This window comes from Xenorhabdus siamensis (assembly GCF_037996745.1).
In the GTDB taxonomy this organism is placed as follows: domain Bacteria; phylum Pseudomonadota; class Gammaproteobacteria; order Enterobacterales; family Enterobacteriaceae; genus Xenorhabdus; species Xenorhabdus indica.
On record NZ_JBBMXE010000014.1, the window covers coordinates 408,098 to 422,816 of the forward strand.

The 14,719-nt window shown below is 41.6% G+C and carries 11 protein-coding genes and 2 pseudogenes; 3 read left to right on the forward strand and 10 right to left on the reverse strand.

All coding sequences use genetic code 11. The features are described from left to right. Positions 1-949: 949 nt before the first annotated feature. The 3 genes and pseudogenes from AAC852_RS15890 to AAC852_RS15895 form a co-directional block, all read right to left on the reverse strand. Complete coding sequence (locus AAC852_RS15890) at positions 950-2,629, reverse strand: AAA family ATPase (protein ID WP_422824312.1); 1,680 nt, start codon at positions 2,627-2,629, stop codon at positions 950-952. Positions 2,630-2,788: 159 nt separating this feature from the next. After that, positions 2,789-3,055 (reverse strand): annotated as a pseudogene (locus AAC852_RS20060) (primase-helicase zinc-binding domain-containing protein); the annotation flags it as partial. 212 nt (positions 3,056-3,267) lie between these two features. Then, complete coding sequence (locus tag AAC852_RS15895; protein WP_340621828.1) at positions 3,268-4,539, reverse strand: tyrosine-type recombinase/integrase; 1,272 nt, start codon at positions 4,537-4,539, stop codon at positions 3,268-3,270. 270 nt (positions 4,540-4,809) lie between these two features. Between AAC852_RS15895 and AAC852_RS15900 the strand changes: the two genes are divergently transcribed. Next, positions 4,810-5,124, forward strand: coding sequence for a hypothetical protein (locus tag AAC852_RS15900; RefSeq protein ID WP_340621829.1), 315 nt, complete (start codon positions 4,810-4,812; stop codon positions 5,122-5,124). Continuing rightward, positions 5,109-5,627, forward strand: coding sequence for an MFS transporter (locus tag AAC852_RS15905; protein ID WP_340621830.1), 519 nt, complete (start codon positions 5,109-5,111; stop codon positions 5,625-5,627). Before AAC852_RS15900 ends, AAC852_RS15905 begins: the two co-directional genes overlap by 16 nt. Positions 5,628-5,741: 114 nt before the next feature. Here the strand turns inward: AAC852_RS15905 and AAC852_RS15910 are convergent, their stop codons facing one another. From AAC852_RS15910 to AAC852_RS15940, 7 genes and pseudogenes are all read right to left on the reverse strand, one after another. Further along, on the reverse strand, positions 5,742-6,095 hold the full coding sequence (locus AAC852_RS15910) for a DUF805 domain-containing protein (protein ID WP_340621831.1): 354 nt from the start codon (positions 6,093-6,095) through the stop codon (positions 5,742-5,744). A gap of 594 nt (positions 6,096-6,689) precedes the next feature. Next, positions 6,690-7,700 (reverse strand): LacI family DNA-binding transcriptional regulator, encoded by a 1,011-nt coding sequence (locus AAC852_RS15915; RefSeq protein ID WP_340621832.1) that lies wholly within the window; start codon positions 7,698-7,700, stop codon positions 6,690-6,692. A gap of 69 nt (positions 7,701-7,769) precedes the next feature. Beyond that, positions 7,770-9,167, reverse strand: coding sequence for an MFS transporter (locus AAC852_RS15920; RefSeq protein WP_340621833.1), 1,398 nt, complete (start codon positions 9,165-9,167; stop codon positions 7,770-7,772). Between the two features lie 475 nt (positions 9,168-9,642). Then, positions 9,643-10,443 (reverse strand): sugar/pyridoxal phosphate phosphatase YigL, encoded by an 801-nt coding sequence (yigL, locus tag AAC852_RS15925; protein ID WP_340621834.1) that lies wholly within the window; start codon positions 10,441-10,443, stop codon positions 9,643-9,645. A 54-nt stretch (positions 10,444-10,497) separates the two neighbouring features. Next, positions 10,498-11,493 carry a lysophospholipase L2 gene (gene pldB, locus AAC852_RS15930; RefSeq protein WP_340621835.1) on the reverse strand — a complete coding sequence of 332 codons (996 nt, stop codon included), beginning with the start codon at positions 11,491-11,493 and terminating at the stop codon, positions 10,498-10,500. A 62-nt stretch (positions 11,494-11,555) separates the two neighbouring features. Further along, positions 11,556-13,382, reverse strand: coding sequence for an ATP-dependent DNA helicase RecQ (recQ, locus tag AAC852_RS15935; protein WP_340621836.1), 1,827 nt, complete (start codon positions 13,380-13,382; stop codon positions 11,556-11,558). Between the two features lie 43 nt (positions 13,383-13,425). Continuing rightward, a pseudogene (locus AAC852_RS15940) lies at positions 13,426-13,608 on the reverse strand (phospholipase A); the annotation flags it as partial. A 194-nt stretch (positions 13,609-13,802) separates the two neighbouring features. Here AAC852_RS15940 and AAC852_RS15945 point away from each other — a divergent pair. After that, positions 13,803-14,309, forward strand: a complete 507-nt coding sequence (locus tag AAC852_RS15945) for a thioesterase family protein (RefSeq protein ID WP_340621837.1) — start codon at positions 13,803-13,805, stop codon at positions 14,307-14,309. Positions 14,310-14,719: the final 410 nt, after the last annotated feature.

A 14,719-nucleotide genomic window follows, 5' to 3' on the forward strand; every position in this document is an offset into this window, starting at 1 on the left:
TGACCATTATAAATAGAAATTATATGAGTGACTCCTACTTACTATTTGTACCTAAAGATCCTTGTTTTATTCCAGAGCAGTCAGCAATAAATAAAGCAGAAGGCTTTCTTCGAACAATAAAAAAGTCAGATAAAAAACAAAAAATAAAAGATAAAAGATAAAAGATAAAAAGAAATATGCTCGTTTTTTGGCTAAAATACCGCCTTCTCTTGATGTTGAATCTTATGTTTCTGAAGACGTAGAACTATTTAACGGGATGGAAAATTTTGAAATTCCTTCCTGTATACGCTGTAAAAGTGATATTACCAAGTGGTGGTATGACAAAATGGATTATCTTTGAGATAATTCACCGAGAACAGAAACAATTTATACCAGATGGTCAATTCCGTGTTGTGGGTACGAAGTATCGCTTCTTGAATTAGATTATCAAAATTGGGGAGCATTTGGTTGCTTTGCTTTGATAATTGACACCAGAAAAATAGATATTATTCATACAGATGTCGGATTATCTTTGGTGATAGAGAAGATTGAATCCTTATTAAAAACACCTGTTAATATAGTTTGGCAATATATATAGTGACTCCATGTTAGAGAACTTTGATCATTTTGGCCGAAATCCCATCAGACGTATAAGGAGCAGTGTTATTATACCTGACGCGCTTCGCTTGTCTTCTGCGTATTACCGGGCTAATCCATTAACCCGGCAATACGCAGAGCTGAAAAATGCCTGCTATAAGAAAACAACTTATTTCCTCACCTGCGCCTCATTTTTCTCCTCACTTTTTATTTTCCTCACTGCAAAAACAGGTGAGGAATGGATAAATATTTATTCTGAAAAATCAACATCATTGGTGTTCCTCACTTTTTCTCTATATATGTGAGGAAAGTGAGGAATACAGTGAGCAGTAAAATCGCTCTCCTCACCACTCCTCACTTTTTTCCTCATTTTTTAATCTTTATTGTTCTGGTTAATAATCATAAGTTCCTGCCCGTTGCGGGTAATTAGGCCATCTTGCTCTAATTTGGTTAACCAGCGGCTGAAATTCTTCACATTCACGCCTATTGCCTTTAAGTCATCACGGATTAGGGCGATACTGCAAGGCTCTTTTAAGGCGGTACGTGACCGGATGCACTGCCATAATGCCGTGTGATTATCGCTTTTATTAGAAACATGCTCGATTTCTTCCGCTTCAACTGGATCGCGCGGCCTGTCAATCAAGGCCAGTGACGTAATATCCTCTCCATCTTTATCGGTAAAGAGTTCAACCACGCGCATATCATAGGCTTTGATTTCCGGTTCTTCGGCATCTTTCATTTTGGTGCAGGTGATAACCAGTGCACCGCCTTTTTTTCCTTCTCGATTGATCCGATATTCAGCATCCAGCGATGCACGAAAGGCACTGGAACCCCTTGCACCTTTGCTTTCATCCTTGCCGGAATGATGAACCACGAGAATACTGGCGCCTGTTTTGGCTTTCAGCTCATCACAGCCCCGAACGAACGCCCCCATATCTTTTGAATCATTTTCATCAGCCCCGCCAAAACAGCGGGCGAGGGTATCGAGAATAATCAGACGTACCGGTTGATCTGTTTCGGCTTCAACCTGTTGGGCGGCAATCACCAGCTCATGTACTTCAGCAGGCGAGGCCGGAAATACCGGAGTATTAATCAGATACATATTTTCAACCGTCTGGCCGTTGACGATTTCCCATGCTTTGATACGCCGAGGTACGCCGATCCCGCCTTCCCCCACAACATACAGTACAGAACCCTGCACAACCTGTTTTCCTGCCCATGCCTTACCTGTAGCAATATGACAACCCCATGCACTCGCCAGAAAACTCTTATATGATCCGCTCGCGCCATAAATGCTGCACAGGGAATATGCAGGAATAATACCTTTAACCACGTAATCTAATTGAGCATCAAAGCCTTCTGAGCCGATTGACAGCGGCAGCTTTGTTTTTCTATTTGGATAAATGCTTTCAATATTGCCATGATGATGGGTTGCTATCGCATAACTGTTCATCGTTTCCCTGACCCGAAATAAACTCTCACAAAATGCCTTCTGTGCTGCTTCAATACCATGTTGCTGGCGATAATCATCCCAATCGGCTTTGTGTTCTGTAGGCGGCAACGTGACCCAACCATTAACCGCAAGAGCGGCTTTTTCTGCTGAGATCTTGCCGATATTCTTTTGAGGTTTACCGTTCTTATCCAGATCAATAGGGCTATGCCAGTCATTATCGGCTGCAATAATGATTTTTGAGTCTGGCCAGCGTTCCCGGACGGTTTTTGCGACAGAATACAAATTGCCTGCATCTATTGCAGCTAGAACTGTGCCTTTATAAAGCTGGTTAACAGTTAGTGCTGTGGCGTAACCTTCGGTAATAATCACTGTCTCAGGTTGAGCTTCCAGCTCTGACACGGCAATAAATGCACCTTTCTTCTGACTGCCAGACAGTAATTTTTTCTCGCCATTCGGTTTGATGATCTGCGCCCCGGTGATTTTTTTATTTAGTGTTGTCAGCGGTAATAACAACGAACCACCTTCAATCAATTGCTGATCAGGGCAATGTAGCCCTTTTGTAGTTAAATAGGGAGATTGCCCAGCGACAGTCTGCATCATCAGTGTTGAGACTCTTTTGGCAATGGATTGTGTTGGATAGATGCTTTCTCTGGCTAGCTTGAGTTCCGGTAAAGACAATGCCTGCACGTTAGCAACAATTTTTGCGGCTTCAAGAATCGAGATACCATTGGTTTTCGCCACTAAATCCAGTCCATCACCGTAGTTCGGGGCATCACACTGGCGGCAATGCCAGTTACCATGATGGTGATCATCTATAAAGTGAAAACGGTCAGAACCGCCGCAAACAGGGCAAGCACCATGCTTTCCCTTTGCCGGAACATTAATGCCACAAGCTGGCAATAAGTTTTGCCAGGAATACATAGCGGATGTTTTCACGGATTGGATCAGGTCAATCGATTTTTGATTACCAGATGTTTTTTGAACTGTAAATTCAGGACGAGTTTGGGTATGCTGTGTATCAGCCATCGTTTTATACCTTTCTTAAACGTTGTTGGTGAAACGCCTCGCAGTGTTCCCGCACTTCGGGGCGTTATGTTTTATAATGCATTTCTTATGTCATATTCTTCTTTGTGTCATGCCACCCATGATTCAGCGATACACTGGGCGATCCAGTTAGTAATTTCAGCTTCAATAAAAGCCACTGAGGGTGGGTTGATTTTGGTTAGTTTCGAGCTGCATTAACGAGTTTTTCTTTCACGCAGTGGCTTAGCAAAATCATAAGGTGTGATCGCCTTTTCCCGGTTCGCATCCAGATAATCTGCCCACCATTGCACCATCAGCCTCCGTTCATCCAGATATTTGGAGGTGTGAATATACGCTGCCCGTACATTATTTCTTTCGATATGACTTAACTGGCGCTCGATGGCGTCATCGTTCCATAAACCGGATTCACCCATCGCCCCGCGCGCCATTGTGCGAAATCCGTGCCCACAGACGTCGGTTTGGGTGTTGTAGCCCATGCTGCGTAAGGCTCTGTTAACGGTACTTTCACTCATGACTTTCGCGGAATTATGAGCGCTGGGAAACATCACGTCACAGTTGCCGCTCAGTACGTGCAAGGCTTTGATAAGCGAAACTGCCTGATGGCTCAACGGCACAATGTGATCAGTTTTCATTTTCATACCGCGCTCAGAGAAGCGAACACCTTTGATGGGTTTTCGTGTAGCAGGAATTTTCCACACGGCATTTTCAAGATCGATTTCCTGCCAGCGAGCTAATCTTAGCTCGCTGGCACGGACAAATGTTAATAGTGCCAGTTCAACGGAGATCTTAATCAGCAAGCGTCCACGATAGAAAGACAGGCGAGTCAGAAAATCAGGCAGACATTCATGGGGCAGAGCAGGATAGTGATGAGATTTTGCGGTAGTGAGTGCGCCTGTCATATCGTTAGCTGGGTTGAACTCCAAAATGTCATTCTGGACGGCATAACGCATAATTGCAGTGATTCGTTGGCGTAAGCGCTGGGCAGTTTCATGTTTGCCCTGCTCATCAATAGTTTTAACCGGGGCTAAAAGTTGACTGGTGCGTAATGCAGTAATATCGTGTGCACCAATATGAGGGAAAATATATTGTTCAAGACTGCGCAATATTACTTGGCGGTGGTGGTCATCCCAGCGCTTGTTACTGGTATGCCATGCACGGGCGACCTGTTCAAAGGTATTCACTTTGGCCGGGGAAGATGCACCTTTTTTCTCCGCTTTGGGGTCGAGACCTTGTGCCATCAGTTTCTTAGCCTCATCGCGTTTAGCACGGGCTTCGGCTAATGACACGGCCGGATAAACGCCAAAAGCCAGCCGGTCTTCTTTTTTATCGGTAGGGCGGTGGTACTTCATGCGCCAATATTTAGATCCGCGTGACGTGACCTCTAAATAGAGACCACCACCATCGGCGAGTTTATAGGTTTTTTCTTTGGGTTTTGCGGTTTCGATTTGTCGTGCGTTTAGTTTCATTATTAAGAGCATCCCAGTAATCGAATAGTAAGAATCGAAAGGTAAGTGCCCCAGATTATGCCCCTCGCTGCATATTGATTGCAACAGACGAAACTTGACGTAAAAATAAGAAATGATGCTGATTTTGCTAGAGTTTACAAAAACTATTTTACTTAGCTAGACTTCACTGGAAGTCGAAATTGTTTCTATTCTGGAAACACCATTACAGAAATTGCCATTCCGTGGTTGATTCTGGAAATATCAGGTAGCCCATTGTTGGTTGCCGCCGTCATGTCAGCCAAAATAGTGCCATTGATACTTTCTATTTTCTTTAGCGCGCAGTTGGTGGATAAATATGGTGCGTTTCGCATCTCAATGTTATCTGATTTAGTTAATTTCCTAAGTGTATTATTCATCCCTGTGTTTTATGCAATAGATATCCTGCACTTTTATCTATTGGCTATCCTGCTAATATTTTCAACCATTCTCGATTCTCCAGGACGTCTGGCAAAAGATGTCATGCTGGCAAAAGAGATAAAACAGCATAAAAGAGACTTGAAGCATTCAACTATATCAAGTCAGAAAAGGAGTTGTTTTCTATTCTGATCCTCAGCTCAATAATCAATTTTGTTATCACTCCATTCTTGATAATTTATCTGCCTTACATAAATAAAACCGAATTTAATTCCGTTGTCAGTCTTGGCATTTCGATGACAAGTTTTGGTATAGGTACAACGCTTTCCTCTTTGTTATACGGTACCTATGGCAAACATTTTTCCGGTTACCGAATTATTAGCCTGCTCGGATTAGGCTTCATATCGTTGTCTCTATTCAGTGAGCAGTATGTCCTATTTATCCAACTTTTTGCCATCGGCTGTGGTATTGGTTTTACAGCGCCGGTAGAAATCACATTAATTCAGCGCCGAGTGCCAGAGAATTTATTTGGTCGGATAATGACCCTATTTACCTCCACACGTTTTCTGAGTGTTCCTCTTGGATATGTCTGTTTCGGTGCTGTACTGGAATCCAGAATCGCCCAGCAAACACCGATAATGATGGCAGCAATGGTCTTGGGAGGTTTATTGATTTATTTGCTTCTTCGTGACTGATATTCAGAATAAATTTGGTGTTTATTTATAAAAAAAACGCCGCTATAAAATAATAGACGACGTTTTTGAGATGATGGCAAACTAAATAAATAAAATCAAAGAGATATTAAATTATTAACGCATGACTTTCGGATCAGCACCATAGTCATTACTGCCTTCAGTGCCTTCTAAAAGAGTGAATATAAATACTGCAATACCCGCAATTGGCACAAAAGTCAGTAAAAACCACCAACCAGAACGATTAGTATCGTGAAGACGGCGTACTGTCACTGCAAGTGATGGGATAAAAGCAACCAGTGCATAAATGAGCAACACGATAGAACCAATAGTGTCACTGAGTATTGCACCTAATATACAGATGGCAAAAAAAATAATTATATTGAAAAGATAGAACATCCAATATTCTTTACGACGCGCACGTCCTGAAAAATCAGCATAATTTTTAAAAACTTGAAAATACCAATTCATAATATTTTCTCTTTAAGAACAAATTATATAAAAAAGGAGACAAACTATAAAGGATGCCGAATTTTATACTCACTTATCTTTTAAAGTCTACGCTCTATTGTTAAAAAAAGAATATGAAATTAATAATGTAATTATTAGATAATAGATTGAAAAAATCTTACAAAGATAAAATTTAAAGTGCGTTAAATATACATTCATCTACTTCATATCAAAGTTATCTATGAATCTATCAGGAAAAAAAAGCCCTTTAATTCATTATTAACCACCAATAAAAAACAACTTTTATTTAGCAACCTTATAATAAAATTAAGTTATTTAAAAACAGATTAATCTCATTAACAATATATCAGTTAACTATTTCATCGTACAAATAATCAAAAAGTGCGATAACACTGACCAGCGTCGTATCATCTATGACCATGGTGCAATCCCGGTTGATTTTATCATAGGAAAAATTTCTGAGCGCTAACCACAACGCAATCTGGTGCTTGTATTCGTTTTTACCTTTTCAACAGTACTCTGATCCATTGCCTTGTAACCGACTTTTAAAATAAATGCGGTAGCTTATTTTACTGTCACATAGTTTGAGTAAGGTTACCACCCAACCAGACAACCACAAGATTCACCAACTTGTAGTTCAAACTCAAATTCGCATTCCTGAGCTTTGCCAGTCCATGATCTCAACATTCCGATAGCTGTTTGTGCCATTTGATCAACCGGCTGGCGAACCGCGGTTAAAGAAGGCACATTAAACAGAGATTGCTGAGTCGCATTGAAACAAACCAATGCAATATCAGCAGGCACGGCTATCTTATGTTCAGCCAGCGCGCGCAAACAACCGAATGCCTGTAATTCATTAGTAGCAAACAGTGCACGAGGTAATTTCCCTTTTAGCATCCGTAACGTTGCTTCATAACCGCCCAAACGAGTATAGTCTGTGGAAAAGATCCATTCTTCCCGTACCACCAAATCTGCTTGTTTTAAAGCATCCCGCCAGCCAGAAAGACGATCCTGAGTATTCAGCATATTAAGAGGACCACAGATAATGGCAATATCGCGGTAACCATGCTCTGTCAGGTGTTGAGTCACTTTAAATGCTGCAATCCTTTCATTCACACGAATTGCACTAACATTTGAATCAGCATTAACCCAATCAAGCATAACGCAGGGAGTTCCACTGGCCTGAATCAAATCCATATAAGGATAGCGATCCACACTGGTATACAGCAAACCGTCGATCTGACGATTCAATAAGTTGTTGATAAGCTCCTTCTCCCGAAGCCGGTTATCTCCTGAATCTCCCGGTAACAATACTTGCCCGTGCTTAAAAGCCTCTTGTTGTAAAGCACAAGCTACCGAAGAAAGAAAGGGATTGGAGATATCCGGCAGGATCAAACCATAAGCGTGTGTCGAGCCAGAAGCTAATGCCTTCGCAATGTTATTCGGCCGATAGCCTGTTTTTTTTATCGCTGCTAATACGCGCTGGCGAGTGGCTTCTGCAACAGGTCGTGGGCCATTGTTGATGACATAACTGACGACGGCTACCGAAGTTCCAGCTTCTTTCGCAACATCGCTACGAGTTACTCTTTTTAAGCGAGAATTCATAATACTTATGTTAGTCCCTCAAATTGAGACAGAGATTCAATTGGTAAAAATACCAAAAATGGGAGGACACTAAATTGCGTCCTCAAGTAAATTCAGATCTCTGCCACGTGTTTCAGGTGCAAAAAATGTTGTAATAAAACCGATCCCCGCCATCACGGCAAAATAACAGGCAATAGGCCACCAATGCCCACTGAAAGATAATAAAGCCGCGGCAACCAACGGCGCAGTTCCACCGGACAACATAGCGCCTAATTCTTTCGCAAGGGCCATTTTGGAATAACGGTTAGTTACCCCAAATAGTTCTACTCCCCAGGCGGCCTGCACACTAAAGATACCGAGTGAAGCCAATCCCATACCTACAACAATAGTCAGGATAACAATAATAGGTTCACGGCTTTCCAAGAACATAAAAGCAGGAAATGCGTAACAAACAAGTAATAGACAAAACCAACGATAAGTAATACGGCGCCCAAAACGATCTGAAAAATAGCCTGCTAATGGAATGATCAGAAAACCCAATATTGATGCGATAAGCACAGCAATCGTTGGAATAAATTTATCCATCATCAGCACATTAGCGACGTAACCGATAATGAACCCTTGCGCCAAATATGACGGGCCATTTTCACCAATACGCAAGCCAACCATAAGCCAGAATGCTCTGGTTCGTTGCCAGAAACAACGGGAACTATCGGTTGTCTGATACTTTTCTCTCTCATCCAATGTTTGTTCGCGCTGTTCTGCCATCATTGCCTTATAACGTTCGAAGACTGGCGTTTCACTCATGTAATGACGAATGAATAAGGCCATTATCGCTATCAAAACACTGCACAGGAATGGGATACGCCAACCCCAATCCAGTAAACTCTCTTTGTCCATCATCAATACCAGCAGCCAAGCAAGTGATGCCAGTAACGTTCCACCATTAGAGCCAAGAGCAATAATAGATGAAACTAAACCACGTTGTGCTGGCGGTGCAAACTCTCCCAATATAACAGTACCACCAGATAACGCCGCTCCTGCCCCTAATCCCTGTATAAATCGCAGCGTCACCAAACAAATCGGTGCCCAAATACCAATAAGAGTGTAGCCAGGAATAAGCCCGATAAGTGTGGTGGATATCCCCATAAGCGTTACTGTCATTAACATGACAAATTTGCGTCCTTTGCGATCTCCTAACCAACCAAACATAAGTGCGCCAATGGGACGGGCAATAAATCCAACAGAGTAAGTAGCGAAACTCGCCAATAAAGCTATCATTGGTGCTGTTTCAGGAAAGAAAACGTCAGCAAAAATGATACCCGCGGCTAAACCGTAAAGTGCAAAATCGGCATATTCCATTGTCGTACCTAGCCAACAGGAGAAAATGGCTCGCCGAAACCCTCTCCGCCCTTCCGGTGTAGCCAAACATGTTTCAGAAGCATGCTGCATCGGTGTTATAGCTGGCACCGTACTTTCATACGGCATATCAATATATTCCCTGAGTGTCAGAACAGTAAGTCTTTAATTCCAACGTAACAAATATAACAATATTATTTTTATTCATGATTTATTTTCATATACAGACATATCTACTCGCGTAGACTGTTAAAATAAAAAAAGTCAGCAATTAGATTGCAGTCAAAACTATCATATAAAATTTAACTATTGTAATTAATAAATTTTAAAATAGGCTATCAAAAATTATATTTCCATTAATATAATGGGATTGTAGTCATTGATATAATTGAAAAAAATAACAAGAAAGCATCGTGACCATCTGGAAAAAATAAAAAAACAAGTAATAAATATAATATATAGAAAAAGAAAATTAAGTGATGGTTTTTTGATAATAGATAGAGAAATATTCACATAAAAAACTATTTTCTTTTATTTGACTTTTTATATTTAAAAAAACAGCATCCATCAGGATGCTGTTTTCAATTGATGACTTAATTGAGCATCAAACTTGATACATTTTCTGCAAATAACGCGAAACCGCATCATCGGCATTAGAGCCTATCACTTCCATGTCCGGCAAAATGTCTTTCAGGCGCTGATGGGCGCCCTGCATAATGCAACCTTTACCCGCGACGCTCAGCATTTCCAGATCATTCATTCCATCACCAAAAGCAATGCAGTCACTTAATTGATACCCGATGGATTGACAGACCTGTGCCAATGCTTCCCCTTTGGATACGCCTCCTGACATGACTTCCAGACAATTTCGTAGAGAGAAACTCACGTTGACTTTATCTCCCCAACGCGCTTCAATCCTCTCTTCCAGTTGAATCAAATAGTCATGATCTTCACTGGTATAATAGACCTTGCACACACCATTAACAGGAAAATTCTCACGTTGGAAAAGCTGAAAATGGAAATCTGACACCTTAAAAAATTCAGTCTGTTCCGAGCTTTCACGGTTAACCCACCACTCATCATTATTATAGTAGTTGGTCAAAACATTCGGATTATCAAACTCCAGCAAACATAAATCACGGGCAATTTCCGGTGCCAAATTATGGCTGAATACCAGTTCTCCCTGTGTATTATGCACTCTCGCCCCATTCGATGTGATCATGTAAGCATTAATACCCAATCCATCGCGGATCTGCCCTACATCAATGTGATGACGCCCTGTCGCAAAAATAAAATGAATCCCTTTATCTGTCAGAAGATTCAAAATTTTCTTAGTATACGGCGTTAATACGTGATCGGGAGATAATAGTGTGCCATCTAAGTCTGAAGCAACAACATAGTACATGGTTCAAATTCCTAAGCGATACCCGCATCTTTCTTGAAATCTATTGGGTATAAATCAGTGTTGATCAAAAAAATCACAAATCGCATTAAGGGCCTGCGCCCGTAATACATCTTTTTCGAACAGGATTTCATGGTGTGCCCCGTGGATAACCAGAGGATTGTGTTCTTCTTTTCCCGCTCCGGCTTTTTGACGCGCTTCGCAAAAAGCCAATAACTCCCGATTACTCACTACCTTATCTTCACTCGCTTCTAAAATAATAAGTGGTGTCTGAATTTTTCCTGCATTTTCAACTAAGTTATCTCCCGTTCGCATGCTTTCACGCATCCAACGGTAAGTCGGCCCTCCAAGGCGTAACTCAGGATAATCAACATAATAGCGTAAATATCGCTGATAACGTGCATAGCTATGGGTTAACAGGTTGATAAAATAGGGTAATGGTCGCCAATGCCCTGTTGATATCGCATATCTGTTACGCCTTGTAGGGTGAGGTTCTGCCTGGTTGACCAGAAAATTCGCCAACCAACGAGGCATTGGTAAGTTAATACCAAACATAGGGGCACATAGTGCCACGGCACGGAATATTGATTCTTGGCGTAATAGAAGAGAACTCAATATAGCCCCGCCCATTGAGTGAGCGAGTGCATAACAGCGATGCGATTGAAGTGGAACGATTTCTAATTCGATGAATTTTGCTAAATCATCCACATAGTGTTCAAATGCTTCAACATGTCCTTTTTGAGGATCTGTCAGCATTCTGCCTGAAAGGCCCTGACCACGATGATCAATAATAAAGATGTTGTAGCCCAGATGGTAAAAATCGTAAGCCACTTCCGAATATTTCACATAGCTTTCACTACGACCAGGAGATATTACCAATGTCTTATCATGATGGGGCGAACAGAAAGAAACATAACGGATAGGAATATTATCAACGCCTATAAATTCCCGTTCGTTTCTGGTATTCCAAAAATCCAGTAATAATCCATTCGTAAACGCAGAGAACTGAGGTTCGCGGTTTAACCAGCTTGCTTTCAATATCTCAGGCGGCATTTATCATCCTCTATATCCGTCGTCTTTCCAATTATTTGTTTGTTGACTACGGTTGACTGCGGTTATTCAAATCCTTCGAAATGCTCACGGATCAGTGTCATAAAAGCATCACCAAAACGTTCCAGTTTACGCTGCCCAACTCCGTTAATAAGCAGAAGTTCATTGGACGTTATTGGGCACTGCTCTGCCATTTCAATCAGCGTTACGTCATTGAAAACGACAAAAGGTGGAATATTGTTCTCATCAGCAATGGATTTACGCAATTTCCGCAACTTAGCGAACAATTTACGATCATAGTTTCCACTGTATGATTTGTTTTGTTGATTTCTGCTTTTCAAACTTTGGATTCGAGGCACAGCAAGTTGCAAGGACACTTCGCCACGCAAAACAGGCCGCGCCGCTTCCATCAATTGTAATGCAGAATAATTGGCAATATTTTGGTTGATTAACCCCAGATGGATCAACTGACGCAGGATGCTCATCCAGTGTTCCTGACTATGCTCTTTGCCAATACCGTAAACGGGCAATTTATCATGCCCTAATTCCCTGATACGTTGATTATTAGCGCCGCGCAACACTTCTACAATATAGCCGATACCAAATCGTTGTCCAACGCGGTAGATACAGGACAAGGCTTTCTGTGCATCGACTAAACCATCATAACGTTTCGGTGGATCAAGGCAGATATCACAGTTACCACAAGCGGTTTGCTGGCTTTCGCCAAAATAGTTGAGCAATACCAACCGTCGGCAGGTTTGCGCTTCTGCAAACGCTCCCATAGCATTGAGTTTATGCCGCTCAATATCCTGCTGTTCACCCGTGGGTTTTTCTTCCAGACAACGGCGTAGCCACGCCATATCCGCCGGGTCGTAGAACAGTACTGCTTCAGCAGGCAGACCATCCCGCCCTGCACGCCCCGTTTCCTGATAGTAAGATTCAATATTACGGGGAATATCAAAATGCACGACAAAACGTACATTGGGTTTGTTGATCCCCATACCAAACGCCACTGTCGCAACAACTACCTGCAAATCATCCCGCTGGAAAGCATCTTGCACCCAGGCACGCTGATTGTTCTCCAGCCCCGCATGATAAGGAGCGACACTCAACCCCCGTTTTTGCAGTCGCTCCGCGGTCTCTTCCACTTTGTTCCTGCTGTTGCAGTAAATAATCCCGCTTTTTCCTTGCTGGCTACGAACAAATGACCAGAGTTGATCAAGAGGTTTATATTTTTCAACCAATGTATAGCGAATGTTAGGACGATCAAAGCTGCTGATATGAATGATAGGATCACGCAACTCCAACAAGCGAACAATATCTTGTCGAGTGGTTTTATCTGCTGTGGCTGTCAGTGCAATAACAGGAAGATCAGGCAAGCGTCTGCGCAGTTGTCCAAGCGCACGATATTCTGGCCGAAAATCATGTCCCCACTGAGAAATACAGTGCGCTTCATCAACTGCCAGCAAAGCCGGATGCCAGTCATGTAAATGATCGAGAAAGTTATCAGTTACCATCCGTTCCGGTGCAATATAAAGCAGTTTGATGCTTCCCTGACGGCAACGCCGGATAATATCGAATTGTTGCTCACGACTTTGAGTTGAGTTTAAGCACTCCGCTTCTATGCCATTTGTTCTCAATTGATCAACCTGATCTTTCATCAATGAGATCAAGGGAGAAACAACCAGCGTTAACCCATTTTTGACCAAAGCAGGGATCTGATAACACAACGATTTACCGCCACCTGTCGGCATAATAACCAGACAATCACGGTCATCAAGAACGGCGTCTATTACCTGCTGCTGTCCGGGACGAAATTGCTGATATCCGAATGTTTTTCGTAATATTTGTTCAGCCAGCGATGCCGTGCTGATGACTTCTGCGGTAGACACGCCTTTCCTCAATTATTGAAATGATTTATTCAAAGCTGTTTATTTAATCAAATGACATATAGAAGCTATTACAGTATATCTTATTCAGCATGGCACCGATGCCAAATCGAATCTGCTTGGAGTTATAATCAATCATCGACTCGCCATATCCACTGAATACTTGAATATAAACGCGAACATGTTTCGACTTCGAGCCAACCCTGCTCCTGCCACCGTAACCATTGCTTGTTTACTGCGTGACACATTCTAAACACGAAACGAGCATTTTTTATAGTAACTTTTTCTTCATAAAATTGTTTTTTCGAAGCGCTTCTCAGACTGGCAAGCTGGAAAATAAAAGCATAAACTTAACAAGTTATTAACCAAAAATAACTATCTAATATTAGTGAATTTATTTTTTTAATTTTCAGGAAATCCAATATGGAAACGATACAGCAACCAACCCAACCTTTAACACAAGAAGAGGCGCGTAAATTTATAGGTGAGGTGTTTGTTTATCATATGCCATTCAACCAACTGTTGGGGCTTGAATTAGTTCGTTTTGAAAAAGACTATGCAGAACTTCAGTTTTTCAATCAAGATAAGCTGGTGGGTAATATAGCCCAAAAAATCCTGCATGGTGGCGCTATAGCTTCAATACTTGATGTTGCTGGTGGTTTAGTCTGTACCGGGAGTACACTGGCCACGATGAAAGTTATCACGATAGAAGAAATGCAAAAACGTCTGCCTACTATAGGTACTATAGATCTGCGCATTGATTACTTGCGTCCCGGACGTGGCGAGGTATTTACCGCCAGTAGTCATATCATTCGTGCCGGTAATAAAGTATCGGTCGCCAGAATAGAATTGCATAATGAAAAACGGGTACATATTGCCAGTGCAACAGGAACTTATTTGGTTGGAATATTTTTAACGAAAGGGATGTGATAAAGAACACATTCCTTTTTTGCAAGATAAACCCGCCAATTATTAAATTATGATTGAACCTGAAATATTAATTCCCGCTAATTTCTTGTCAATTTATCACTTTATTTAGAAATACTCGTGTCATTCTCTACCCGCAGATAAGCATCTTGATTTTCAACCCCACATTTTGTTTTTAATTATTTGATTTATATAAATTATTGAGTGATTGCAATCACTGTTTTTTATACTAAATAAAAACCTGCTGGCGGACTTTTATTCACTCTGACAGCAGGCAGCTTGCCACCCCAAACTTTTGTTGTCACTGATTTCGCGTTGACAGAAGGTTTTTCACAGCCTTTTCAAATTGATATTGGGTTAGCAAGTGCTAATCCCTCTGTCGATTTTTCTACTGTGCTCGATCACACTGCCAC

Coding starts and splice junctions, on each gene's coding strand:
- AAC852_RS15890 (WP_422824312.1), bottom strand. CDS start 2,629: ATGATGCAGACTGTCGCTGGGCAATCTCCCTATTTAACTACAAAAGGG.
- AAC852_RS15895 (WP_340621828.1), bottom strand. CDS start 4,539: ATGAAACTAAACGCACGACAAATCGAAACCGCAAAACCCAAAGAAAAA.
- AAC852_RS15900 (WP_340621829.1), top strand. CDS start 4,810: ATGTCAGCCAAAATAGTGCCATTGATACTTTCTATTTTCTTTAGCGCG.
- AAC852_RS15910 (WP_340621831.1), bottom strand. CDS start 6,095: ATGAATTGGTATTTTCAAGTTTTTAAAAATTATGCTGATTTTTCAGGA.
- AAC852_RS15915 (WP_340621832.1), bottom strand. CDS start 7,700: ATGAATTCTCGCTTAAAAAGAGTAACTCGTAGCGATGTTGCGAAAGAA.
- AAC852_RS15920 (WP_340621833.1), bottom strand. CDS start 9,167: ATGCCGTATGAAAGTACGGTGCCAGCTATAACACCGATGCAGCATGCT.
- yigL (WP_340621834.1), bottom strand. CDS start 10,443: ATGTACTATGTTGTTGCTTCAGACTTAGATGGCACACTATTATCTCCC.
- pldB (WP_340621835.1), bottom strand. CDS start 11,493: ATGCCGCCTGAGATATTGAAAGCAAGCTGGTTAAACCGCGAACCTCAG.
- AAC852_RS15945 (WP_340621837.1), top strand. CDS start 13,803: ATGGAAACGATACAGCAACCAACCCAACCTTTAACACAAGAAGAGGCG.